The sequence below is a fragment of the uncultured Roseovarius sp. genome, from assembly GCF_947489715.1.
In the GTDB taxonomy this organism is placed as follows: Bacteria; Pseudomonadota; Alphaproteobacteria; order Rhodobacterales; family Rhodobacteraceae; genus Roseovarius.
On record NZ_CANLER010000001.1, the window covers coordinates 490,892 to 511,916 of the forward strand.

Consider the following 21,025-nt stretch of genomic DNA (forward strand, 5'->3'; position numbering starts at 1 on the left):
AGGGCGCTTGCCGGATTGCGACATTTTCAAGCGCCTTTGGCCCGCTGACCTGCGGCGCAGAGGCAGATGACAGGTCTGCGCGCCGGGACCGCTCGACTTGACGGATGCGGCATCGATGCGTAGCAACACCGCACGGCCTATGTGTATCCGGAGGTGCGGTATGAGGGTTCTGGCGGGCGTTCTGGCGCTGTTTTTCTTTTCTGTATCAATGGCCTCGGCACAAGAGGTGCTAGGTGTCTTTGTGACCTACTCGCTGGATATGGAGGGCTCCAAGGTGCGAGGCACGGTGATGACCGCCAGGCTGGAGAAGGGTAAAGAAGTGCCGCAGGGATATTCGCTGAAGCGCGTGGCGGAATTTATCGCCGAGGATTGTGCCAGCGGCAAGGTCGGCAAGATCAAGATGGGTGGCAAGAAAGTGAACCAGCGCCTTGGCTATGTCGGGCAGCGGTTTCGGATGACTTGTCTGGGCGGGCCACACCGCCGCTTTGGGGCGACCGCGGTGAAAGTTGTCATTGCCCGTCAGGCAGATGGGCGCGACCTGGCCGAGTACAGCGTCAGCGAAGACGGTGAAACGACGACAACGCAGCGCTATCGCTGATGCGCCGGGGATCGCGCGCCCCTGTGACAGGGCGCGCGAATTGGGTCAGGTCAGATCAAGCACCAGATGCGGTTGCCCGTCCGAGGTTTTCTGATGCGTGACGCCCCGGGCGTTGACCGTGGCGCGGACTTGCCGGCGCAGCGCGCTGAACCGGTCTGACGTGACCACGTCAATCGGCTGATCAAAGACCAGCGTGAGGTGCCAGTGACCGCCCGCGGCCTCGCGTACGGATTTCAGGCGGGCGGTAAAGGCATGGCCCAGATAATGCCCGGTGACCGTTTGGCCCACTTGCCAGGTGGGGCCGGTGCCAGCGGTCGCCGACAGGGTGTTCCAGTCGCGAAAACCCCATTGACGGGCAATGGTTTCCAGCGCGGCGGCATGGGTGACGGGCGTGCCCTGATCGCCCAGCGTAGCGCGCAGCCGTTTTGCCTGCGCCTTGAGCGCATCACGGGTGGGGAGATTTTGCAGTGTCATGTTTCCAGATCCTTGACGGGTCATCCGGGCGTGTCGATGGGTGTTCGCGTTGCCATCCTGTCCCTTGACCCAAGGTCAGAAACTGGAAGGGAAATAATCAGGGCTTCACCGTGGGCGCGTTGCCCTGCGAACGGCGGGGGCCTGACCCCGTGCAGCGCAAATAGGAAGTGCGGCCCGCGCCGTCAAGGGGCAGGGGCCTTCTGCGCGCTGGCCCATGCGTGGGGCGCTAGTTCTTCTTTTTCTTCTTCTGGACCTTGCGGGTCAGTGGCTGATCCGGGTTGATCAGGGGCTGGACAGCAAAGGGAAAGCTGTCATCCGGGGTGACATGCACCCGTACCGCGTGCATGTGTTTATCGCCAAAGGTTTCCAGAGCCATGATGTTGGGGGCGGTCCTGGGGAAGGGCCGGAACATACGGAATTTGTGGCTGTCGCCAAAGGCCAGCAGCACCGGACGATCAAAAAGCCCGGCCTGCCAGACCAGCGTTTCGGCAAAGAGGCGAAAGCCGGAATGCCGGACAAAGCCCTCGGGATCCCAAGGAGGCGAAAAGCCGAATTCGAACATGTCGGCATGGATCGACAGGACCATTGCTTTGGCATCTTTGGCGGCAGCAAAGCTGTCTTGCAGCCATTGCCGGTTGGCGGCGTCGCGCGCGGCGTATTCCACGGCGGTCTCGGGTCGTGTGGCCTCGAAACTGTTGTTGGAGCCGACGACATGGGCGGTCACGAACATCACGTCATCCAGCATCACGCGGGTATTTTCCGGAAATCCATCCGCGCCCTGATGGGTCACCGCGATCGGGTTCTGGCCAAAACTGGTGTCGGGGTCGGTGTAATAGGTGGCGCGGATGAAATCCAACCGTTCGTTCGGGTCATAGGCGCCGGCCACCAGGCGGTGGCAATCGGTCCATTCATTGTCGCCGGGTGCATAGAGCGTGGGCGCGGTGAAATCGTTCAGGAAATCAAGCTGTTGGCGTAGCTTGTCATCGGTGCATAATGTGCCGCCGGATTTGGTGTCGCCCACATGGATGACCAGCGCCGGATCGGTCGCGTTGATTGCGCCAATCAGGCTGCGGTAGAGATCGGTTGTCCGGGCATTGTTGCCATAGGGCTGATCGCCGACAACGACAAAGCTGAACGGATCGGCGCTGACCTGTGGTGGCACCAATGTGAGGCAGGCAAGAAGCAGCCAGAAAGAAGGGCGCATCGGGTTACCCGTCGATTTTCGACGCCATGATGGCGATGGCTTTCTGGTACACACTGGCGGCATTCCATTGTTTGATGACGGCGAAATTTGGTTGCCCTTCGAGGTAGCCCTGGCCGGGTTTCCATCCCTTCTGGCGCAGGAAATTTGCGGTTGAGGCCATGGCATCGGCCTGGCTGTAGAAATCGACACGGCCGTCGCCATTGGCATCGACACCGTATTTCAGGGCGTTGCCGGGCAGGAACTGCGTATGGCCCAGCTCGCCATGTTTGGCACCCTTGGTGGCGGCGGTGATTGCACCCTTGTCCACCAGTTTCAGTGCACCCAAGGCGTGCGGTACGAAGAAATCCGAACGCCGGCAATCATAGGCCAGTGTGGTGATGGCCGAGACGACAGCGCTGTCGCCCATGAAACCGCCAAACCCGGTTTCCATGCCGTGAATGGCGATCAGAACGCCTGCGGGGACACCGTACTGCTGTTCAAGTGCAGCATAAAAGCCGGGATTGCGGGCCTTGCGTTTGCGGCCCTGCGAGATGATGGCATTGGCACCACGCACCTTCATGAACTTCTCGAGGCTGTATTTGAAGCTTTTCTGATTGCGATCAGCCGCGATGGTGCGGGTGGCATAGCGTGCCTGCGCCAGGGCTTGCAGGCCGCGTTTGCCGACGCCCGCGCGCTTGGCCTCTTTCGCGAAGGCGGCTTTCCAGGTGTCGAACCCGTTTGCGGTGTTGCCGCATTGGGCGGCCTCGGCGCGGGGAGTGGCAGCAAGCATCAGAACCGCGGCGCAGGTCGCCAGAAAGCTGGGATGTGGGAAGGCCATAAATCACTCCTAAAGAGGGTCACAAGGGCGAGTGTAGCGGAGCGGCCAGAGCCCATAAAGTGAATTCTGACAAGTGGTTGGAGACCGGTCGGGTCTAGCCGATCAACGCCTGAAGCAGTGCCAGCGTTTCGGCGGTGGCCTCATTGGCGTCAAGAGCGAGAAACGTGCCGGTCAGGGCAGCGGCCTGTGCGGTCAGGCGCAGGTTTTCGCCCTTGAGGGCGTTGAAGACCAGAAGTGCCGCGCCCACCGGCAGGGCAAAAAGCGCGATAGTGAAAGACACCATCCACACCGATAGGCGCAAGGGGGCCGTTTGCTCGCGGATGTCATCGTCGTCGGCCACGCCGATCCGGTCCGGGTCTGCCAGAAAGGCCGAATAGAGCGTGCTTTGCTTTTCCGCCTCGACCGACAGGACCGCCTTTTGCGACAATTGCGCGTTCAGCATTTCGCTGGTCTCGTCGACATTGGGGAAGATATAGCGCCGCTCAATGATGCCAGCCGGGGTGCGGCTGACGGTCATCTGCGGCTTCGTCGCCGGGTCGGGAGCATCGGGCTGCGTGGTGGCCATGACGAAATCGGCACTGCTGAGGATGGCCCCGGGGGTCACCCATTTGACCTGATCCGCCGAAAGCGACCAATGGAGGGACTTGAGCGCGTGGGCCAGGATCGTGTCTTTGTGGGGGATTTCATCCGCCGGCTGAGCATCGCCGTCGATCGCGACCTCCAGCACCATAGGGGCGGGTTTGGACAGGCCGTCGATCAGGTGATCCTCGAACACGGTGACGGTTACATTGTGATGGCGCGACGAGATGCAGGCCCGGTCACTGGACAGAATGCGCACACCGGTCACGTTCTGCTCCAGCGTTTCGAACGCATTGCTTACGCGGTTCCCGATCTTGACAATGTCAAGGTCACGCAGACCCTGAAAAATCAATCCGGCAGATACCATCGTCGTCTCTGTGGTCATTATCCAGCCCGTTATCGTCTTTTTCTCGGTGTTTTGTCTGACAGGAAATGATGCGAACAATTTGTTTCAAATGCGGAACCATTTGGGCAATCAGGGAAATTTTTGCCCTTTGCGCTGGATTTGGCAACAATGAGCCTATCCATTCGGGTAGGTTTGAAACGAAAAAGGGTGCCGCAATGGGCACCCTTTTCCTGATCATCAAGCTGCGTTGATCAGCAGCTATAATACATGCCGAATTCGACGGGGTGAGGGGTGTGTTCGAACAATTCCACCTCTTCCATCTTCAGCGCGATGTAGCCGTCGATCTGATCTTTGGTAAAGACGTCCCCGGCCAGCAGGAAGTCGTGATCGGCAGTCAGGGCCTCCAGCGCTTCGCGCAACGAGCCGCAGACGGTCGGGATGCCTTCCAGCTCTTCCGCGGGCAGGTCATAGAGGTTCTTGTCCATCGCCTCACCGGGGTCGATTTTCGACTTGATCCCGTCCAGACCAGCCATCAGCAGGGCCGCGAAAGCCAGGTAGGGGTTGGCCGCCGGATCGGGGAAACGCGCCTCGACGCGCTTAGCCTTGGGGCTTTCGGTCCACGGAATACGCACACAGCCCGAACGGTTGCGGGCCGAATAGGCGCGCAGCACGGGGGCCTCGAAACCGGGGATCAGCCGCTTGTAGCTGTTGGTTGCCGGATTGGTGAAGGCATTGAGCGTCTTGGCGTGCTTGAGGATACCGCCGATGAAATACAACGCCTCCTGGCTGAGATCGGCGTATTTGTCACCAGCAAAGAGCGGCTTGCCGTCTTTCCAGATCGACATGTTCACATGCATCCCGGTGCCGTTGTCGCCATAGATCGGCTTGGGCATGAAAGTCGCCGATTTGCCATAGGCCTGCGCCACGTTGTGAATGACGTATTTGTACTTCTGCAGTTCGTCGGCCTGTTTTGTCAGGCTGTCGAAGATCAGGCCCAGCTCGTGCTGGCAGCTGGCCACCTCGTGGTGGTGCTTGTCGACCTTCATGCCAAGGCGTTTCATCGTGCTCAGCATTTCGCTGCGGATGTCCTGCGCGTCGTCGGTGGGGTTGACCGGAAAGTAACCGCCCTTGAGGCCGGGACGATGGCCGGTATTGCCCATCTCATACTGCGTGTCGGTGTTCCACGAGGCATCGACCGCATCAACTTCGTAAGATACCTTGTTGATCGAATTCGAGAAACGCACGTCGTCGAACAGAAAGAATTCGGCCTCGGGGCCCATATAGGCCACATCGCCGATACCCGACGACTTCAGATAGGCCTCGGCCTTTTCCGCGGTGCCACGGGGGTCGCGGTTATAGGGCTCGCCGGTGTCGGGTTCGACCACCGAGCAATGCACGCAGAGGGTCTTTTCGGCATAGAACGGATCGACATAGGCGCTGGAGCAATCGACCATCAGTTTCATGTCGGAAGCTTCGATTGATTTCCAACCTGCGATCGAGGAGCCATCGAACATGAACCCTTCTTCGAGGAAATCCTCGTCAACCAGATCGGCCACGATGGTCACGTGCTGCAGCTTGCCGCGCGGGTCAGTGAAGCGGATGTCGACATATTCGATGCCGTCTTCCGCGATTTGGCTAAGAACTGCGTCTTTGCTCATAACTCAGATCCTTCTTGTGCTGAGAGTGTTTGGAATTACAGCGCGTCCGAACCGGTTTCACCGGTACGAATGCGGATGGCTTGTTCAACAGGGCTGACGAATATCTTGCCGTCGCCGATCTTGTCGGTCTTGGCGGCCTCGGAAATCGCCTGGATGGCGTCATCGACCTGATCGTCGTCCAGCACCACGTCGATTTTGACCTTGGGCAGGAAATCGACCACGTATTCGGCGCCACGATACAGCTCGGTATGGCCTTTCTGACGGCCAAAGCCCTTGACCTCGATGACGCTGAGGCCCTGAATGCCCGCGTCCTGCAAGGCCTCTTTCACCTCGTCAAGCTTGAACGGCTTGATGATCGCTTCGATCTTTTTCATGGCGCTGACTCCTGCGTTTTGATTTCGACCCCTCAGACCACTTCTGTTTCCCGGCCTCAATCGGATAGGGTGGTCGCGCGCGTGTGCGCGGATGCCCGAATGTGTGTTTGCACAAAATTTAGGCATGTTGCGCGAAAAGTGACCGAAACTGAATCGACAGAGGTTAACGAATGACCGAATTGCTGACCGCCGCGCAGATGCGGGCCATCGAACAGGCCGCAATTGAGTCGGGAGAGGTGACGGGGCTGGAGCTGATGGAACGCGCCGGGCGGGGCGTGGTGGAGGCCATTTTCGAGGAATGGCCGGAGCTTGCAAAGACCTCGCACCGCGCCGTGGTTCTATGCGGGCCGGGGAACAATGGCGGCGACGGATTCGTGGTCGCGCGGCTGCTGAAGGAGTGGGGCTGGGAGGTGGAGGTCTTCCTCTACGGTGACCCGAAAAAGCTACCGCCGGATGCGAAGGTGAATTATGAGCGGTGGGGAGAGTTGGGGCTGGTTTCCGCTTGGCAAAAACAAACTGTGGCCGATTTGGAGGCAGATCTTTTTGTTGATGCGGTATTTGGCGCAGGTCTTACGCGCGCTTTGCCTGCTGAAGTAGGAGAAGCCCATTCAGAGTTTTATGCAAAGGGTGCCAGCTTTGGGCGACTGGTTTCGATAGATGCACCATCCGGACTTTGCATGGATAGTGGCCGGTACCTAGGGCGATATCACGGGGCAGTTTATTCATGGCTGAACGTGAGTTTTCACCGGGCAGGTGTCGGTCAGTATTTGGACCGAGGGCCGGCTCATTGCACAAAAAATGTTGTGAAAGATATCGGGCTTGCGGAGGTGGGGCCGGAAACGCCGGTTGTGCTGAATAGCGAACGTTATGCAGAGTTCAGAGGGATTTGGGAACTTTTTAAATCAGACCATGAGCATAAATACTCTCACGGCCACGCGCTGATCCTCTCGGGCGGGTCCGGCAAGACCGGCGCGGCGCGGTTGGCGGCGAGGGGGGCGTTGCGCATAGGCGCGGGGTTGGTGACGATCGGGGTGCCGCCGAGTGCCCAGATGGAGGTGGCGGCGCAGGTGACGGCGGTGATGCTCAGGCGGGTTGAGGATGGCGACGGGCTGGCGGCGGTGCTGGAGGATGCGCGGTTCAATGCGCTCTGCCTTGGGCCGGGGCTGGGGGGTGAGTGGGCGCAGGCGTTGGTGCCGGTTGCGTTGACGGAAGGTGGGATGAAACCCCACCCTACGGTGCGCCGATCAGTGGTGCTGGATGCGGACGCGTTGACGGCATTTGAAGACGCGCCGGAAACACTGTTTGAGATGCTGCATGAAAATTGTGTGCTGACACCCCATGCGGGCGAATTTGCGCGGCTTTTCCCGGATATCGCGGAAAAGCTGAACGCGCCCACCACCAAAGGCCCGGCATATTCCAAGGTAGATGCCACGCGCGAGGCGGCGCAGCGGGCAGGGTGCGTGGTGTTGTTCAAAGGGCCCGATACGGTGATTGCGGCCCCGGACGGGCGGTGCTGCATCAATTCAGCCCAGTATGAGCGTGCTGCCCCCTGGCTGGCGACAGCCGGGTCGGGTGATGTGCTGGCGGGGTTCATCACTGGGCTTTTAGCGCGGGGGTTCGACCCGATGCAGGCGACGGAGATGGCCGCGTGGTTGCATGTGGAATGTGCGCGGTCATTCGGCCCCGGTCTGATCGCCGAAGATCTGCCAGAGGAATTGCCGAAGGTCTTTCGCTCACTGGGGCTGTGATCAATAGAGAGCCTCGGCATCGCCGGGGGATCGTGGCTTTATGCCAGGAGGGGCAATCCTTCAGGCAGCGAGGGCTGCGGACGTGGCCGCGAGGTGGCCTGCCACTTCGAGACCATCGACATAAAGGATATGCGGGTGGTCGAATTCAATTTCGACAATGGTCATGCTGGTCGGACCGAGCGGGGTGATGAATTCCCCATCAATCAGTTGCGAGACCGGAACCATCGCCTGCGCCGTTCCGAAAATCGCCTGCGCACGCCAGTCACGCACCAGAATGCCCTGACCGGCGGGCAGGGTCACATCACGGTCGGGGCGCGTGTGGCCCAGCGATCCGGCTTTGATCCGAACAGCCTTGTCGACGATTTTGTGCTGGCGGACGGCCTTGATCTGCGCGGTGCCGCTGTCGCGGGTAATCACGCGCTGACCGTCACAAAGATCGCCCACGCGCACTTCGCCATCCAATGTCAGAATGATGCTGTCGGCCATCAGGCCTGACGATTCTGTAGGGGGCGTCACGGAACGGAACCCGTTTTCCCGCCCGACCGTTTTCGGTTTCATGGCGTTTCTCGCTTTGTTACTGCCTCAGTTTTTCCAACAGAATATGGCAAGATTGGGTAAATGTCGCGCTTTTTGTTGGGTTGCAGGCAGGGCGAAATGCATACAATTTTATCCTCGCAAACGGCGCAAAGCTTTGTTAGAGAGCGCGCCAGCGGCATGGTTGTGCTGCGAAATGTGCGGGTGTGGCGGAATTGGTAGACGCACCAGATTTAGGTTCTGGCGCCTTTGGCGTGGGGGTTCGAGTCCCTTCACCCGCACCAAATCGAAGATAAGCAGAGAATTGGTTTTAAGCGCGCGACGTGGGCAACCTGCCTGATCCTGCGATCCTGCGCCGCATCACGTCGACCATCTGAAGGTCGTGCAGGGTTGAATCAATCGTGCTGCAGGGCCAGATTTTTCAAAATTGATAAATTTTTCGCAAAAAACGATCTGTTTCCAGACTGGAAAAGCATCAAATATCGGGGCGATTTTGCCCGGATTGGCAGCGCGGCATTGACCAAATGGAAACAAACCCATGGTGAATGAGGCCAGCATTCGCAGGTTGGTCCTGTATTTATGTAAAATCCGTTGGAATACGAAACAGCGTAAAATTGGCTCGGAGAGGCGAACGTAATTCTGACCGATCCGCGCCATATTTCAGCCAATATCGTGCCTTTTTCCTGCCACAATTCGATGGCGATAAGACCCTTGTGCTGTAACGAGTATCTGTCTGTCGGGTTCGTAATATCCTCCCGAAAACCAGATCCCGGATTGTAAAGTGAGCGCGACCGTCATCGCCTCATCCTCGGGAATATTTTGCGCCTGGCAGACAGGGTTTCGAAGGGGTGGAAAATGAATTCTCTGGTTGGTGCCAGGCGAGCGCATGCGCTGTCTGGTGATGTTTTGACGCCGTTGTCGGCAGAAGTTATTTCAGAACGTCAGGTCCGGCGCATGCTGCTTTTTGCCGGATCAGCGGTGTATCTTGTCATCGCATTTACAGGGTTGGGTCTGCTTGGCTGAATTTTGATCATGCATTTCCTGGGTCGGGCGTGGAGAAATCCACGTCCGATCGGGAAAATTGCGCGTGAAATAATGCCTCTTTGCCCTTGCGTGCGGGCAGGGGGGTCAATAGAAGAGCGACTGATTTTGACCGCTGCGGACGCCTCCGCGGCCCGATGCAATGGATGAGGACGAACATGCAGGTCACCGAAACCCTGAATGAAGGCCTGAAACGAGGCTACAAGATGATCCTGTCGGCCAAGGAACTGGACGACAAGGTAATGGACAAGCTGAAAGAAGCGCAGCCGGATGTGGAGCTGAAAGGCTTTCGCAAGGGCAAGGTGCCTCTGGCGCTGATGAAAAAGAATTTTGGTCAGCGTGTGCTGGGTGAAGCCATGCAGGAAGCCGTTGACGGCGCCATGAGCAAGCATTTCGAGGACAAGGGCGAACGCCCCGCCGCCGAGCCTGACGTCAAGATGACGAACGAGGACTGGAAAGAGGGCGACGACGTCGAGATCGAAATGAACTACGAGGCGCTGCCGGAAATCCCGGAAGTCGATCTTAAATCGATCAAGCTGGAGCGTCTGGTTGCGAAGGCCGACGACAAGGCCGTGGACGAGGCCTTGGGCAACCTGGCCGAAAGCGCGCAGGATTTCAAAGACCGCAAGAAGGGCTCCAAGGCCAAGGACGGCGATCAGGTCGTGATGGATTTTGTCGGCAAGGTTGACGGCGAAGCGTTCGAAGGCGGTAGCGCCGAAGATTATCCGCTGGTGCTGGGGTCGAACAGCTTTATCCCCGGTTTCGAGGAACAGCTGGTCGGTGCGAAAGCCGGTGAGGAAAAGGCCGTGACGGTCAGCTTCCCCGCCGATTACCAGGCCGAGCATCTGGCTGGAAAGGAAGCGGTGTTTGATTGCACCATCAAGGCAGTCAAGGAACCCACTGCGGCCGAGATCAACGACGAACTGGCGCAGAAATTCGGCGCCGAAGACCTGGCCGGTCTGAAGGCTCAGATCAGTGAGCGTCTGAACGAGGAGTATGCCGGGGCCGCCCGCGCTGTACTCAAGCGCAAGCTGCTGGACGAGTTGGACAAGAAAGTCAGCTTTGATTTGCCCCCCAGCATGGTTGAGATCGAAGCCAAGCAGATCGCGCATCAGCTATGGCACGATGAAAACCCCGATGTTCAGGGCCATGATCACCCCGAGATCGAACCGACCGACGAGCATAAGTCGCTGGCCGAGCGCCGCGTGCGTCTGGGCCTGTTGCTGGCCGAACTGGGCCAGAAGGCCGAGATCGAAATCAGCGATGCCGAGATGACCCAGGCGGTGATGACGCAAGCGCGGCAATATCCGGGACAAGAGCGTGAGTTCTTTGAATTCGTGCAGCAGAACCCGCAGATGCGCCAACAGCTGCGTGCCCCGATCTTTGAAGACAAGGTTGTGGACTACGTGGTCGAGCTGGCCAAGGTGACCGAGAAGGAAACCACAAAGGCCAAGCTGGAAAAAGAGATTGAGGCGCTGGAAGAGGTCTGATCCTCGGGTGCCAACGCTGAAAATTGAGAAGGGCCGCCCGGGAGAGCGGCCCTTCGTTCATTCTGGCGCGGGGTATTGGTAAAACTGCAATCACCCCCCGGCCTGCACTCGCCCCTGGGGGGTTAGGCGTTGCAGGCTCGCGTCGAATGAAACTTGTCGAACAGAACGCGTTGCAATGCCAGTGCGGCACCACGTTCCTTTTCCGTGAGCGCGGCGTCGATCTGTTCGGTGCAGTAGCCGGCAAGATCAATAATCTTGGCCGAGCTACGTGCAGGTTGTGCCGCAGGTTGATAGTTTTGTGCGGCCAGTATTTCGTCTTCGGCAATGAAGACGTCGTGGTGGATTTCGGCGAACGCGCGGATCCGCGCAATACGTTCTTCTGTGCAATCAAGCAGGGCTGCCAGCGCGGGCACCTTGCCCATGTCGGCCTGCTTGCCGACATAACCATAGGGCGTGTTGCCCGAGCGTTTCAGGATGCGATCCATCAGCGGGTCGATGACGGTAACGATATCGGTCACACCCGCCTCTTTCGCGGCTTCCAGCGAGGCGATCATCAATTCGCATGTCGCATAGGATACCGAGCTGCGTCCCTTGCCGCGCCCCAAACGCTTGGTGTCGACGCAAAAGCGGGTCGATTCCCAGATGGTCGCGCTGCGCAGCGGAGGTTCGCCATTCAGAATGGCCGAGAACACATCCGCCAGCATATGCGGACCGGTGGTTTGAAGTGCCCGGACACAGGAAACGACCCGGCCCTCATCATCAAGGCCGACGGCGTAGGACGGATCCATGTCATCGAACTTATCGCGTTCCATGCCATTCTTGATGGTGACATCCCAGCCCATACGATCGCCAAAGACGCGCGCCCGAAGCCTGAACATTTCGTCCATAATATGTGGGAATTTATGTTTGTTTAGCGCATCTATAACCAAGATCATTGTAAGTACCTCGTGAGTGGTGAGTTGATGTTCACGAGTTTAAAATGATTGTTAATTTTAGCTATTGGGGGAATCCCGTAGGCGATTTTCAGGGTGCCGTAGGGTCAAGTTTCGGGGTCAGCCTGGGCCCACAATACCCAAAGCAATAGCGCGCCCGACTGCCTGCGCCGTGGTCAGGGCATGCAGTTTTTGCCGCGAGGATCGCAGGTGCACCTCGACGGTGCGGTGCGAAATGGACAGGATATCGCCGATATCCTGTTGTGATTTCCCAGCCGCCGTCCATTGCAGGATCTCGACCTCGCGGGTGGAAAGCTGCGGCGATGTCAGGGCCTGCATCAGTGGGTTGGCCTGCATCACCAGATCGTGCACGTTGGCCGCAGCCTGTTGCAGGTCCGAAATTATATGCCGTTTCAGCTTGCCCCATTCGGTCTGCGACAGCTCGCTGGTCACGCTGAGCCCGCCGATATCGCCGTAAGGACCGCGCACCGGGATCGTCAGTCCGGTATCGGTAATGCCGAAATCATGGGCATCGCGAAACACCGCCTTGAAATTCGCAGTATGTTCCAGCCGCGACCAATCCACTGGCGCCACGCTGCGGCGCGCCTCGATCAGGGTCGGGTCGATCCGAAAGAAACCCTGACTGGCATAATGCTGTGTCCAGCGATCATCATAGGTCACATGGCCGTGGGTCGTTCCGCTGATGGGATTGAAGCCGGCATAGGCCACATGATCGAGGCCGAATTTGTCACGTGTCTTCAGAAGGAGCTCTTTGAAGGGATCCTTGCGTTCCGGGACAAAACTGAGATCGAGATGATCCATCAGGTCCGTAATTGCCAATGTGGCCGCGCCCCCTCTAATTGTGCTCTGGTTCGTTGATATTATCCAAAGATTGAAGGAATGAACTCATCGCCAATTTTTGCGCTGGGGGAAGCCGGTTGAATATCTTAATCATTTCAGATGTTTCTGGCAGTGACGGGTCGTTGCTTTCGCCTGCCTTGTCGGCAAAGCCCGGCACTTCCAGGTCTTCGAAAAAATACGTGATCGGAACTCTAAGTGTCTCAGCTATTTTCCACAAGCGCGAGGCAGCAACACGGTTAACGCCGGTTTCGTATTTTTGCACTTGCTGAAATTTAACGCCGACCCGCACAGCCAGCTCAGTTTGCGACAGGCCAAGCAGCTTGCGGCGCTGTCGGATTCGCTGCCCGACGGCAGAGTCAATTCCGTTCATATCCCCAATTTCCTTCCGTTTTTCAACGGTAACGCGTTCCGCTATGAAGCAGATTTTCGCGTCCAGAGTACCGTTATGGTAGAAATTTAGCATGATCGCGCCAAAGTTGTCGACCCGGAGTTGCATGGGAATTCGTACAAATGTGTGATCGTTCGTATAGGGGCTTGTCAGAACAGACAAAAAAACCGCGCGAAAGAAGGCTTCGCGCGGTTCTTAAATTTTACAGCATATGCCCCGAGGCGATCAGCTGTCGTCGTCGTTGTCTTCTGCCTCGGGCAGGACGTCTTCGACTGTTTCTGCCAAGTCGTCATCATCGGACGCAGCAGCACCGATATCGTCGAACAGTTCCGCGATTTCGTAATCTGCGGCTTCTTCTTCTTCGGCAGCGGCTTCCTGGATGGTTTTACCCGACGCTTGCAGCTCGGCCTCTTCGGGCGAGCGGGCGACGTTGAGGGTAATGATGGCGTCAACTTCGGGGTGCAGGTGCACTTCGACCTCGTGCAGGCCAAGCTCCTTGATCGGCTGACGGATCAGAACCTGTTTCCGGTCCAGCGAGAAGCCTTCTTCCGAAGCGACGTTCGCCGCGTCGCGGGTGCTGACGGAACCATAGAGGCTGCCGCCGTCAGACGCCTGACGAATCACGATGAACTGCTGACCGTCGAGGCGCGATGCCAGATCTTCGGCTTCTGTCTTGGTTTCAAGGTTGCGGGCTTCAAGCTGGGCTTTCTGCCCCTCGAAATTGGCGATGTTTTCCTTCGACGCCGTCAGCGCCTTGCCTTGCAGCAGCAGGTAGTTGCGGGCGTAGCCGGGTTTGACATCGACCACATCGCCCATCTGGCCCAATTTGGCCACGCGTTCCAGTAGGATAACTTGCATGTCGCTCTCTCCTTACTTCACAGCATAGGGCAGCAGCGCAAGAAAGCGGGCGCGTTTGATGGCGCGGGCCAGTTCACGTTGCTTCTTGGCCGATACGGCGGTGATGCGCGAGGGCACGATCTTGCCGCGTTCGCTGATATAGCGTTGCAGCAGACGTGTGTCCTTGTAGTCGATCTTGGGTGCGTTGTCGCCCGAGAAGGGGCAGACTTTGCGACGGCGGAAAAATGGTTTTGCAGCCATGACTTATCGTCCTTTCTTCAAGCGTTGATCAGCGACGTTCGCGGCGTTCGCCACGTTCTTCGCGTTTCTGCATCTGGACCGAGGGACCTTCCTCGTGCTCGTCGACCTTGATGGTCAGGACGCGCATTACGTCGTCATGCAGGCGCATCAGGCGTTCCATTTCCTGAATGGCCTCGGCAGGCGCGTCGGTCTTCAGAAAGGCATAGTGGCCCTTGCGGTTCTTGTTGATCTTGTACGCCATTGTCTTGACACCCCAATACTCGTTCTCGACGAGTTTGCCGCCATTGTCGGACAGGACGGTGCCAAAATGTTCGATCAGCCCTTCGGCCTGCGCGTTGGACAGATCCTGACGCGCGATCATTACATGCTCATATAGCGGCATGTTCACTCCACTTCTATCAAGGCGCATTTCAAAGGCGGGTCCTTAACCTTTCGCGACCCGTCCACGAGAGACTGCGCGGTTCAGCATTTCCTGCGAAAGGATGGGCGCGTATACGACGCTTTGCCCTTATGCGCAAGGCCGAAGCGCCCGCAGCGAAACATGGCAGAAAATCGTCTTTCTCGCGCCCCATTCTTGTCGTTTTTCACGCGGAAAATAGGGTTAACCCAGAGCCGAGGACAAGATCATGGTAGCACTTCCCGACACACATATGCCCGATACCCCGATCAAACGCCTGGAGGCGGCGGAAGTGATTGCAGAATCCAGCAGTGCCAGCCCGTTGAAACGCGCCTTGCTGGCCGGGTTCGGGGTTGCCACGCTGCTGGCAGCCTTGGGTGTCTGGATCGTCCCTGTCGACGAGGGTGATACGGCCATGCAACTGGTCAAGCTGGTTTTTTCTGTCTCAATGCTGGTGTTGGGCATGCTTTTTGTCAGTGCGCTGGACAGCCGCCATGCGGAGCCTGAAATTCATCTGGACCCCACGGCACGCCGGTTGCGGATTGTCGAGGTCGACACCCGGGGCAAGGCCCATGTGGCAGGTGATTTTTCCCTTGATGAGCTGTCGGATATCACCCTGCGGGACCGTCATCTGACGGCGCGGGATGCGACGGGTGAAGAGGTGGTCTCGGTCCCGGTCCGCAACGCTGCTGCCGAGCAGGCGATCCGTGAGGCGCTGAGCCAGGCGGCCTGATCCCATTTTGGCGAGTGTTCGCTGATCCACACTAGTTGTTGAGTAACCGCCAATTGCCTTGCGCGCAGGGCACTCTATCTTCTCTGCATTGATATTTCCCACGACCCTCAATGGAGAAGATGATGAAATCGACCTTGTTTGCCGCGGCCTTGGCCCTGAGCGCGACCGCCGCAATTGCGGCCCCGGAAAAATATGTTCTGGACCCCAGTCACAGCCAAGTCATATTCAATTACAATCACTTAGGCTATTCCACCACCTATGGCATGTTCTCGGGTTTCGAAGGTGAGATCATGTTTGACCAGGAAGATCCGGCCAATTCCAGCGTGAGCGTTTCGATGCCCGTCATGTCGATGTTCACCGGCTGGGAAAAACGCGAAGCGCATTTCATGTCCGAAGATTTCTTTGGTGCCGCGGAAGGCGATATGGTAACTTTCACCTCGACCAGCATCGAAGTGACAGGGGACGATACCGCGAAAATCACCGGTGACCTGTCGATGAATGACATCACCAAATCGGTGGTGTTGGATGCAAAACTGAACCAAGTACAGGCGCACCCGATGAAAGACGGTCAGCCCTGGGCCGGGTTTGATGCGACGACCACGCTGAAGCGGTCGGATTTTGGGGTCGACAAATTCGCTCCCTTCGTAAGCGACGAGATTCAGGTAATGATCTCGATCGAAGCAGGCAAGGCTGAGTAAAGTTCCACCACTCACAGCTTGCCGAGGCCGCCTGCGGGGATGCAGGCGGCCTTTGTTATCAAATGGTTAGAGAACGTAGTGCAACTGCGTGAACTGCTGCCGGAAAGCGGATGTTTCCGCCAGCAGGCTGGCCGGATCATCCGCGTTCAATGCGCGGGCGATCAGGGAAGCGAGCTGCTTTGAATGCGCGGCGGTCAGGCCCCAGCGGACAAGTTCGGGCGTGCCGATGCGCAACCCGTTCATATCCCCCGGCACCTCGGCGATGGGCAGGCCGATGCCACAGGCCAGGAAACCGGCCTTGCGCAAGGTTTTTGACGCGACCTGTCCACCCCCGAATGAGGCGGCTTCGATCGCAAATTGATGCGAGTTGGTGAAGCCATGTGCCGCGGCAAAGACGGGCAAGCCTTCGGTATGAAGATCGGCGGCTAGTGATTTGGAAAGGTTAACCATTTCGCGGGCATAGGTTTGCCCGAATTGGCGCCAGTCAAGCATGGTCACGGCCAGTGCTGCGGATTTGGCGGCGTCGAAATTGGCAGTCATGCCGGGAAAGGCGATGGCGTCGAGCTTTTGCGCGATCTCGGCATCGTCGGTCACGATCAGCCCGCCCGCCGGACCGCCGAGGCTTTTGTAAGTGCTCATGTTCATGAAATGAGCGCCTTCTTTCAGCGGGTTACGCCAGGCGCGCCCGGCGATGATGCCGCATTGATGGGCAGCGTCGAACATCACCTTGGCACCAACTTGATCGGCGATCTGGCGGATTTCGCGCACGGGGTGTTCAAAGAGGTTGAGGCTACCGCCGACGGTGATCAGTTTTGGCTTTTCCTTTTTGGCAAGATCGGACAAGCCGTTGATATCAATGGTATATCCATCAGCATGTACCGGCGCATTCATGATCCGTAACCCATAGAGACCAGCGCAGCCCGCGACATGGTGCGTGACATGTCCGCCGATGGAGGCGGGCGGGGCGATGATGGTATCGCCGGGTTTGCAGGTGGCCATGAAGCCGTAAAGATTGGCCAGCGCGCCCGACGGCACGCGGATCTCGGCATAGGATGCATCGAAGATTTCGGCGCTGAGCTCAGCAGCGATAACTTCAATGTTTTCAATTGCTTCAAGACCCATTTCATACTTGTCGCCGGGATACCCGAGTGAGGGGCGAGAGCCGATGCCAGAGGCCAGAAGTGCCTCGGCCTTGGGGTTCATGACGTTCGTCGCGGGGTTGAGGTTGAAACATTCGCGTTCGTGTATGTCACGGTTTCGATCCGCCAAGTTGTTGATTTCACGCAGGATATCAGACGCGTTTTGGCCAGCGGTACGGGTGGCGATGGTCTGGACATGGGCCTCGCAAGGGGCGGGCACCCAGGGGCGGGCGGCAAGGGGCATAATCGTGTCTCCTGATCACGGATTTGCAGCATTTTGCGGCTCATGGCTTGCGGGTGCAAATCAGATTTTATAAATCTTGGCATAGGAAAACTAAGGCTGAAAAATGAGCGTCTCTCCACCCCGTCCCAAAGGCCCGCCGCTGAATGCGTTGCGCGCCTTTGAAGCCGCCGCCCGTCTGGGCGGATTTGCCAATGCTTCCGAGGAGTTAGGGGTGACGCCCGGCGCGATTTCACAACATATCAAAGCCCTGGAGGACTGGGTTGGTGTGGCACTGTTCGAGCGGCGTTCTCAGGGGGTGAAATTGACGGAAACCGGGGCCGATCTGGCGCCGGAATTCGGCCATGCCTTCGATGCGATGGGCGCGGCGGTGCGGCATTTGCGGTCACGGGCAAAGAACCGGACGCTGCATATCGCGGCGCTGCCCAGCATCGCGCAGTTGTGGCTCAGCCCGCGTTTGCCGCAGGTACGCAAGGCCCTGCCCAATCTGGGTCTGTCCGTGTCGGCGACGGAATTACCCCCCAATCTGAGCCGCGAAATGTTTGATCTGAGCCTCTTTTTCAAGGCGCCGGAAGGTCATGGCCGCGAGGTGGTTCTGGCGCCGGATGTGATCACGCCGGTCTGTGCGCCCGAGCTGGCCAAGCAGTTGAAAACGCCAGAAGATCTGGTAGGGCAAACCTTGCTGCACGATGCGCTTTGGCCCGGTGACTGGGCGCTGTGGGCCAGGTCCGTTGGGGTGGATTTGCCGGGTCTGAACCGGGGGCCGAGTTTCAGCCTTTACGCGGTGGCGCTGGAAGAGGCGAAACATGGCGCGGGGGTGTTGATCGGGCACAAGGCGCTGGTGGCCGGGGCACTGGCCCGAGGCGAGCTGGTAGCGCCCTTCACGGCGCAGATCACCACGCCGAAATCGCTGGTGTTGGAAACCGCTGTCCGGCCCAAACCCGGGGACGATCTGGCCCGGATCACGGCATTGCTGGCCGGGTGAGCGGGTTTGTGTGAACTGTGTAAACAATGTACGCGGATTGTGTAAACTCGACCCCTGACGCCGCACGGTTGACCTGACAATCCGTCAACGCGCTCCCCGCTTTCAGATCTTAACAGAAGGTTAATTCGCGGGGCGGGTCCAAAACCATTCCCTAGCACCTCTGGTCAATATTGAACGGGCTTTCCTGAAAACGGAAAAAACTTGTTGGCAGCGACGAATGCCGGTTTCGGGAGGTCCCGAAATCCGGCCTGCATCGCTGAAATGCGGAGGGGCAAACATCGCAATCCTATGGGGCAACGAGCAAACATGACTTTGATTACCCTCGATGAGGCACCAACAGGGCTCAGTACCTCAATCACGTCACTTGAGCGACAGCTTAACGACATGAGAGCCGATCTGGAGCTGCTCCAGGAAAAAATACGCGCCGGGGATCTGGATGAGTTGAAGAACTCGACCAGAGCCATATCCGACATCCGGCAGTGGTTGAAAATTGCAATTGAAGCGGAGGTTAACCTCAATGAACGAAACAAGCGCGACAAGGGTATCGTCCACGACTACGCACTCGACTTCGACACGGCCCGAACTTCAATCGGGTGCCGCCTGGATCGTCTCAGAAGGGCCCGATGCACAGGAAGAGTTTCTAGATGCACTGGATGATGGCGAGCTGCTGGCGCTGCCGTACCTCTTCGAGTTCTGGGCGCTAGAACATCAGCTGCCCCCCGGTGGTGATTGGCGCAGCTGGGTCATCATGGGCGGGCGCGGGGCGGGCAAGACGCGCGCCGGTGCCGAATGGGTGCGCAGCCAGATGGAAGGCGCGAAGCCGCTGGATCCGGGGCCGTGCCGGCGCATGGCGCTGGTGGGTGAGACCATCGACCAGGTGCGCGAGGTGATGATTTTCGGCGAAAGCGGCATTCTGGCCTGTTCGCCGCCTGATCGCCGGCCCGAGTGGCAGGCGACGCGCAAGCGGCTGATCTGGCCCAATGGCGCGACCGCACAGGCGTTTTCGGCGCATGACCCTGAAGGGTTGCGCGGACCGCAGTTCGACAGCGCCTGGGTCGATGAGATGGCCAAGTGGAAAAAGGCGCGCGAGACCTGGGATATGCTGCAATTCGCGCTGCGCCTGGGCGATGACCCGCGGGTTTGCGTTACCACCACGCCGCGCAATGTGGGCGTCCTGAAAGAGTTGCTGGAAAGCCCGACCACGGTGGTGACAAGTGCGCCGACCGAGGCCAACCGGGCGTTCCTGGCCGAAAGCTTCTTGGACGAGGTGCGGGCGCGCTATTCCGGTACGCGGCTGGGGCGGCAGGAGCTGGATGGCATCCTGCTGGACGAGGCCGAGGGCGCGCTATGGTCGTCGAACCTGATCGAGAAGATCCAGATCGACACCCCACCCGAGATGGACCGGATCGTGGTGGCGGTGGACCCGCCGGTGACGGGCCGATCGACATCGGATGAATGCGGGATCGTCGTCGTTGGGGCCCGTATGCAGGGGCCGGTGCAGGATTGGCGTGCTTACGTGCTGGCCGATTGCAGCATTGGTGCTGCCAGCCCCAACACCTGGGCCAACCGGGCGATCAACGCGATGGTCGAACATGGGGCGGACCGGCTGGTGGCCGAGGTCAACCAGGGGGGCGATCTGGTATCGTCCGTCATTCGCCAGGTCGATCCGATGGTGCCGATCAAGGCGGTGCATGCCAGCCGGGGCAAGGTGGCCCGGGCTGAGCCGGTGGCGGCGCTTTATGAGCAGGGGCGTATCCTTCACCTGAAGGGGCTTGGAGAGCTGGAGGACCAGATGTGTGCAATGACCGCACAGGGGTTCGAGGGCAAGGGCAGCCCCGATCGTGTCGATGCGCTGGTCTGGGCCCTGACCGAGCTGATGATCGAACCGGCGGCCAAATGGCGACGCCCTCAGGTCCGCGCTGTCTGATACGGCTGCTAAAGGCATAGGAAAAAGGGCTCTTCGGGGCCCTTTTTTGTGTTGCGAGGCCGGGCTTGGCGGCGGAGCGCTTTGCGGCAAAAACCCCATAGGGTGGGTGAAACCCAGGCAGGACAACGCAGGAAAGAAGACGCTTGCCACGAAAATCCGCTTGAGAGCCTGACAGATTGCAACGGACGTCTTTTCAGCAATACTTTATCGGCATAGGTCGCCAAAAGGGCAACTTTGTCTGCTGTGAGCCCATTGAGTTCGTTTGATTGATAGATAAACTTGAGTAGGATGGTATCCATGACTGCGCGCCCTAAATATATTCTTCATAGCCCACTGTCAGATGTAACCCGCCTCGATACATTCATCGAAAACTGCCTCACTGAAGGCGTCTCTTTGATCGCAGTCTTTGGCTCGGGTAGCGCCGAACTCGAAGATATGATTGACGAAATCATCGTTGGGGATGGTAAGGACGATAGTCGATTCATATGTACTACTTCGCATCCAAATGAGACCTTTGATGATGTTCTGTCATTCGTAGAGGCTTGGGAACTCAACGATGGCGGAGCGATAATTGAGGCTCGCCTTTAATGGTAATGGATAGTCGTACAAACGGCAGCTCCGTCCGCGTTCTTGCATACAGCGGTCCAAGCTTCGTACCCGAATGATTTATTGAAGGCGTCAATTCATCAGGGCAATTTTATTGCTGCTCAACAAATGGATATTGATGACATTCGATCCCTATTTGGAAAGAAATATGATAGCG

General features: G+C 58.3%; 23 protein-coding genes, 1 tRNA gene and 1 pseudogene. 10 read left to right on the forward strand and 15 right to left on the reverse strand.

Features of this window, described 5'->3' with window-relative positions; genetic code table 11:
- Window positions 1-160: 160 nt before the first annotated feature.
- A complete protein-coding gene (locus Q1B27_RS02375) occupies window positions 161-598 on the forward strand; it encodes a hypothetical protein (RefSeq protein WP_299843051.1) in 438 nt (145 codons plus the stop codon).
- Window positions 599-643: 45 nt separating this feature from the next.
- Here Q1B27_RS02375 and Q1B27_RS02380 read toward each other — a convergent pair whose 3' ends face one another.
- The 6 genes from Q1B27_RS02380 to Q1B27_RS02405 form a co-directional block, all read right to left on the reverse strand.
- The gene (locus Q1B27_RS02380; RefSeq protein ID WP_299843054.1) at window positions 644-1,072 is read right to left on the reverse strand and encodes a glyoxalase superfamily protein; all 429 of its coding nucleotides are present in this window, start codon (window positions 1,070-1,072) and stop codon (window positions 644-646) included.
- Window positions 1,073-1,298: 226 nt separating this feature from the next.
- Window positions 1,299-2,276, reverse strand: coding sequence for a metallophosphoesterase (locus Q1B27_RS02385; RefSeq protein ID WP_299843057.1), 978 nt, complete (start codon window positions 2,274-2,276; stop codon window positions 1,299-1,301).
- Window positions 2,277-2,280: 4 nt separating this feature from the next.
- Complete coding sequence (locus Q1B27_RS02390) at window positions 2,281-3,045, reverse strand: lytic transglycosylase domain-containing protein (protein ID WP_299844849.1); 765 nt, start codon at window positions 3,043-3,045, stop codon at window positions 2,281-2,283.
- 142 nt (window positions 3,046-3,187) lie between these two features.
- Entirely contained in the window at window positions 3,188-4,057 is an 870-nt protein-coding gene (locus tag Q1B27_RS02395; RefSeq protein WP_299843060.1) for a hypothetical protein, read from the reverse strand.
- 212 nt (window positions 4,058-4,269) lie between these two features.
- The gene (glnA, locus tag Q1B27_RS02400; RefSeq protein ID WP_299843063.1) at window positions 4,270-5,676 is read right to left on the reverse strand and encodes a type I glutamate--ammonia ligase; all 1,407 of its coding nucleotides are present in this window, start codon (window positions 5,674-5,676) and stop codon (window positions 4,270-4,272) included.
- Between the two features lie 35 nt (window positions 5,677-5,711).
- Window positions 5,712-6,050 carry a P-II family nitrogen regulator gene (locus Q1B27_RS02405; RefSeq protein WP_299843066.1) on the reverse strand — a complete coding sequence of 113 codons (339 nt, stop codon included), beginning with the start codon at window positions 6,048-6,050 and terminating at the stop codon, window positions 5,712-5,714.
- Between the two features lie 170 nt (window positions 6,051-6,220).
- On the opposite strand from Q1B27_RS02405, the gene Q1B27_RS02410 reads away from it, so the two are divergent.
- A complete protein-coding gene (locus Q1B27_RS02410) occupies window positions 6,221-7,798 on the forward strand; it encodes an NAD(P)H-hydrate dehydratase (protein WP_299843069.1) in 1,578 nt (525 codons plus the stop codon).
- A gap of 60 nt (window positions 7,799-7,858) precedes the next feature.
- On the opposite strand, the gene Q1B27_RS02415 is transcribed toward Q1B27_RS02410, so the two are convergent.
- Window positions 7,859-8,356 (reverse strand): Hint domain-containing protein, encoded by a 498-nt coding sequence (locus tag Q1B27_RS02415; RefSeq protein ID WP_299843072.1) that lies wholly within the window; start codon window positions 8,354-8,356, stop codon window positions 7,859-7,861.
- A 176-nt stretch (window positions 8,357-8,532) separates the two neighbouring features.
- Here Q1B27_RS02415 and Q1B27_RS02420 point away from each other — a divergent pair.
- Window positions 8,533-8,616: transfer RNA gene (locus Q1B27_RS02420), tRNA-Leu, on the forward strand.
- Window positions 8,617-8,692: 76 nt separating this feature from the next.
- Here the strand turns inward: Q1B27_RS02420 and Q1B27_RS02425 are convergent.
- Window positions 8,693-8,890, reverse strand: coding sequence for a hypothetical protein (locus Q1B27_RS02425; RefSeq protein WP_299843075.1), 198 nt, complete (start codon window positions 8,888-8,890; stop codon window positions 8,693-8,695).
- Between the two features lie 297 nt (window positions 8,891-9,187).
- Between Q1B27_RS02425 and Q1B27_RS02430 the strand changes: the two genes are divergently transcribed.
- Both Q1B27_RS02430 and tig read left to right on the forward strand, forming a co-directional pair.
- Entirely contained in the window at window positions 9,188-9,355 is a 168-nt protein-coding gene (locus Q1B27_RS02430; RefSeq protein WP_299843078.1) for a hypothetical protein, read from the forward strand.
- A 176-nt stretch (window positions 9,356-9,531) separates the two neighbouring features.
- On the forward strand, window positions 9,532-10,863 hold the full coding sequence (gene tig, locus Q1B27_RS02435) for a trigger factor (protein WP_299843081.1): 1,332 nt from the start codon (window positions 9,532-9,534) through the stop codon (window positions 10,861-10,863).
- Window positions 10,864-10,985: 122 nt separating this feature from the next.
- Here tig and Q1B27_RS02440 read toward each other — a convergent pair whose 3' ends face one another.
- The 6 genes and pseudogenes from Q1B27_RS02440 to rpsF form a co-directional block, all read right to left on the reverse strand.
- On the reverse strand, window positions 10,986-11,798 hold the full coding sequence (locus Q1B27_RS02440; RefSeq protein ID WP_299843084.1) for an acyl-homoserine-lactone synthase: 813 nt from the start codon (window positions 11,796-11,798) through the stop codon (window positions 10,986-10,988).
- A 117-nt stretch (window positions 11,799-11,915) separates the two neighbouring features.
- Entirely contained in the window at window positions 11,916-12,617 is a 702-nt protein-coding gene (locus Q1B27_RS02445) for a LuxR family transcriptional regulator (protein ID WP_299844852.1), read from the reverse strand.
- Window positions 12,618-12,813: 196 nt separating this feature from the next.
- Window positions 12,814-13,026: pseudogene (locus Q1B27_RS24490) on the reverse strand (helix-turn-helix domain-containing protein); the annotation flags it as partial.
- Window positions 13,027-13,269: 243 nt separating this feature from the next.
- Window positions 13,270-13,902 carry a 50S ribosomal protein L9 gene (rplI, locus tag Q1B27_RS02455; RefSeq protein ID WP_299843090.1) on the reverse strand — a complete coding sequence of 211 codons (633 nt, stop codon included), beginning with the start codon at window positions 13,900-13,902 and terminating at the stop codon, window positions 13,270-13,272.
- Window positions 13,903-13,914: 12 nt separating this feature from the next.
- Window positions 13,915-14,142, reverse strand: coding sequence for a 30S ribosomal protein S18 (rpsR, locus tag Q1B27_RS02460; protein ID WP_005982441.1), 228 nt, complete (start codon window positions 14,140-14,142; stop codon window positions 13,915-13,917).
- 28 nt (window positions 14,143-14,170) lie between these two features.
- Window positions 14,171-14,524 (reverse strand): 30S ribosomal protein S6, encoded by a 354-nt coding sequence (rpsF, locus tag Q1B27_RS02465; RefSeq protein WP_299843093.1) that lies wholly within the window; start codon window positions 14,522-14,524, stop codon window positions 14,171-14,173.
- 244 nt (window positions 14,525-14,768) lie between these two features.
- Here rpsF and Q1B27_RS02470 point away from each other — a divergent pair, with 244 nt between their 5' ends.
- Both Q1B27_RS02470 and Q1B27_RS02475 read left to right on the forward strand, forming a co-directional pair.
- Window positions 14,769-15,272 (forward strand): hypothetical protein, encoded by a 504-nt coding sequence (locus tag Q1B27_RS02470; protein WP_299843096.1) that lies wholly within the window; start codon window positions 14,769-14,771, stop codon window positions 15,270-15,272.
- Window positions 15,273-15,394: 122 nt separating this feature from the next.
- Entirely contained in the window at window positions 15,395-15,970 is a 576-nt protein-coding gene (locus Q1B27_RS02475) for a YceI family protein (protein WP_299843099.1), read from the forward strand.
- Window positions 15,971-16,036: 66 nt separating this feature from the next.
- Here Q1B27_RS02475 and glyA read toward each other — a convergent pair whose 3' ends face one another.
- On the reverse strand, window positions 16,037-17,353 hold the full coding sequence (gene glyA / locus Q1B27_RS02480) for an aminotransferase class I/II-fold pyridoxal phosphate-dependent enzyme (protein WP_299843101.1): 1,317 nt from the start codon (window positions 17,351-17,353) through the stop codon (window positions 16,037-16,039).
- Window positions 17,354-17,456: 103 nt separating this feature from the next.
- On the opposite strand from glyA, the gene Q1B27_RS02485 reads away from it, so the two are divergent.
- The 3 genes from Q1B27_RS02485 (at window position 17,457) to Q1B27_RS02495 (ending at window position 20,850) form a co-directional block, all read left to right on the forward strand.
- The gene (locus Q1B27_RS02485) at window positions 17,457-18,335 is read left to right on the forward strand and encodes a LysR family transcriptional regulator (protein WP_299843103.1); all 879 of its coding nucleotides are present in this window, start codon (window positions 17,457-17,459) and stop codon (window positions 18,333-18,335) included.
- Between the two features lie 667 nt (window positions 18,336-19,002).
- On the forward strand, window positions 19,003-20,262 hold the full coding sequence (locus Q1B27_RS02490) for a terminase family protein (RefSeq protein WP_299844855.1): 1,260 nt from the start codon (window positions 19,003-19,005) through the stop codon (window positions 20,260-20,262).
- A gap of 297 nt (window positions 20,263-20,559) precedes the next feature.
- Window positions 20,560-20,850, forward strand: a complete 291-nt coding sequence (locus tag Q1B27_RS02495; protein WP_299843105.1) for a hypothetical protein — start codon at window positions 20,560-20,562, stop codon at window positions 20,848-20,850.
- Window positions 20,851-21,025 lie beyond the last annotated feature (175 nt).

What these genes read in the sequence shown, in the direction of transcription:
- Q1B27_RS02375 (WP_299843051.1), top strand. Translation starts at nt 161, where the DNA reads ATGAGGGTTCTGGCGGGCGTTCTGGCGCTGTTTTTCTTTTCTGTATCA.
- Q1B27_RS02380 (WP_299843054.1), bottom strand. Translation starts at nt 1,072, where the DNA reads ATGACACTGCAAAATCTCCCCACCCGTGATGCGCTCAAGGCGCAGGCA.
- Q1B27_RS02385 (WP_299843057.1), bottom strand. Translation starts at nt 2,276, where the DNA reads ATGCGCCCTTCTTTCTGGCTGCTTCTTGCCTGCCTCACATTGGTGCCA.
- Q1B27_RS02390 (WP_299844849.1), bottom strand. Translation starts at nt 3,045, where the DNA reads ATGCTTGCTGCCACTCCCCGCGCCGAGGCCGCCCAATGCGGCAACACC.
- Q1B27_RS02395 (WP_299843060.1), bottom strand. Translation starts at nt 4,057, where the DNA reads ATGACCACAGAGACGACGATGGTATCTGCCGGATTGATTTTTCAGGGT.
- glnA (WP_299843063.1), bottom strand. Translation starts at nt 5,676, where the DNA reads ATGAGCAAAGACGCAGTTCTTAGCCAAATCGCGGAAGACGGCATCGAA.
- Q1B27_RS02405 (WP_299843066.1), bottom strand. Translation starts at nt 6,050, where the DNA reads ATGAAAAAGATCGAAGCGATCATCAAGCCGTTCAAGCTTGACGAGGTG.
- Q1B27_RS02410 (WP_299843069.1), top strand. Translation starts at nt 6,221, where the DNA reads ATGACCGAATTGCTGACCGCCGCGCAGATGCGGGCCATCGAACAGGCC.
- Q1B27_RS02415 (WP_299843072.1), bottom strand. Translation starts at nt 8,356, where the DNA reads ATGAAACCGAAAACGGTCGGGCGGGAAAACGGGTTCCGTTCCGTGACG.
- Q1B27_RS02425 (WP_299843075.1), bottom strand. Translation starts at nt 8,890, where the DNA reads ATGCTGGCCTCATTCACCATGGGTTTGTTTCCATTTGGTCAATGCCGC.
- Q1B27_RS02430 (WP_299843078.1), top strand. Translation starts at nt 9,188, where the DNA reads ATGAATTCTCTGGTTGGTGCCAGGCGAGCGCATGCGCTGTCTGGTGAT.
- tig (WP_299843081.1), top strand. Translation starts at nt 9,532, where the DNA reads ATGCAGGTCACCGAAACCCTGAATGAAGGCCTGAAACGAGGCTACAAG.
- Q1B27_RS02440 (WP_299843084.1), bottom strand. Translation starts at nt 11,798, where the DNA reads ATGATCTTGGTTATAGATGCGCTAAACAAACATAAATTCCCACATATT.
- Q1B27_RS02445 (WP_299844852.1), bottom strand. Translation starts at nt 12,617, where the DNA reads ATGGATCATCTCGATCTCAGTTTTGTCCCGGAACGCAAGGATCCCTTC.
- rplI (WP_299843090.1), bottom strand. Translation starts at nt 13,902, where the DNA reads ATGCAAGTTATCCTACTGGAACGCGTGGCCAAATTGGGCCAGATGGGC.
- rpsR (WP_005982441.1), bottom strand. Translation starts at nt 14,142, where the DNA reads ATGGCTGCAAAACCATTTTTCCGCCGTCGCAAAGTCTGCCCCTTCTCG.
- rpsF (WP_299843093.1), bottom strand. Translation starts at nt 14,524, where the DNA reads ATGCCGCTATATGAGCATGTAATGATCGCGCGTCAGGATCTGTCCAAC.
- Q1B27_RS02470 (WP_299843096.1), top strand. Translation starts at nt 14,769, where the DNA reads ATGGTAGCACTTCCCGACACACATATGCCCGATACCCCGATCAAACGC.
- Q1B27_RS02475 (WP_299843099.1), top strand. Translation starts at nt 15,395, where the DNA reads ATGAAATCGACCTTGTTTGCCGCGGCCTTGGCCCTGAGCGCGACCGCC.
- glyA (WP_299843101.1), bottom strand. Translation starts at nt 17,353, where the DNA reads ATGCCCCTTGCCGCCCGCCCCTGGGTGCCCGCCCCTTGCGAGGCCCAT.
- Q1B27_RS02485 (WP_299843103.1), top strand. Translation starts at nt 17,457, where the DNA reads ATGAGCGTCTCTCCACCCCGTCCCAAAGGCCCGCCGCTGAATGCGTTG.
- Q1B27_RS02495 (WP_299843105.1), top strand. Translation starts at nt 20,560, where the DNA reads ATGACTGCGCGCCCTAAATATATTCTTCATAGCCCACTGTCAGATGTA.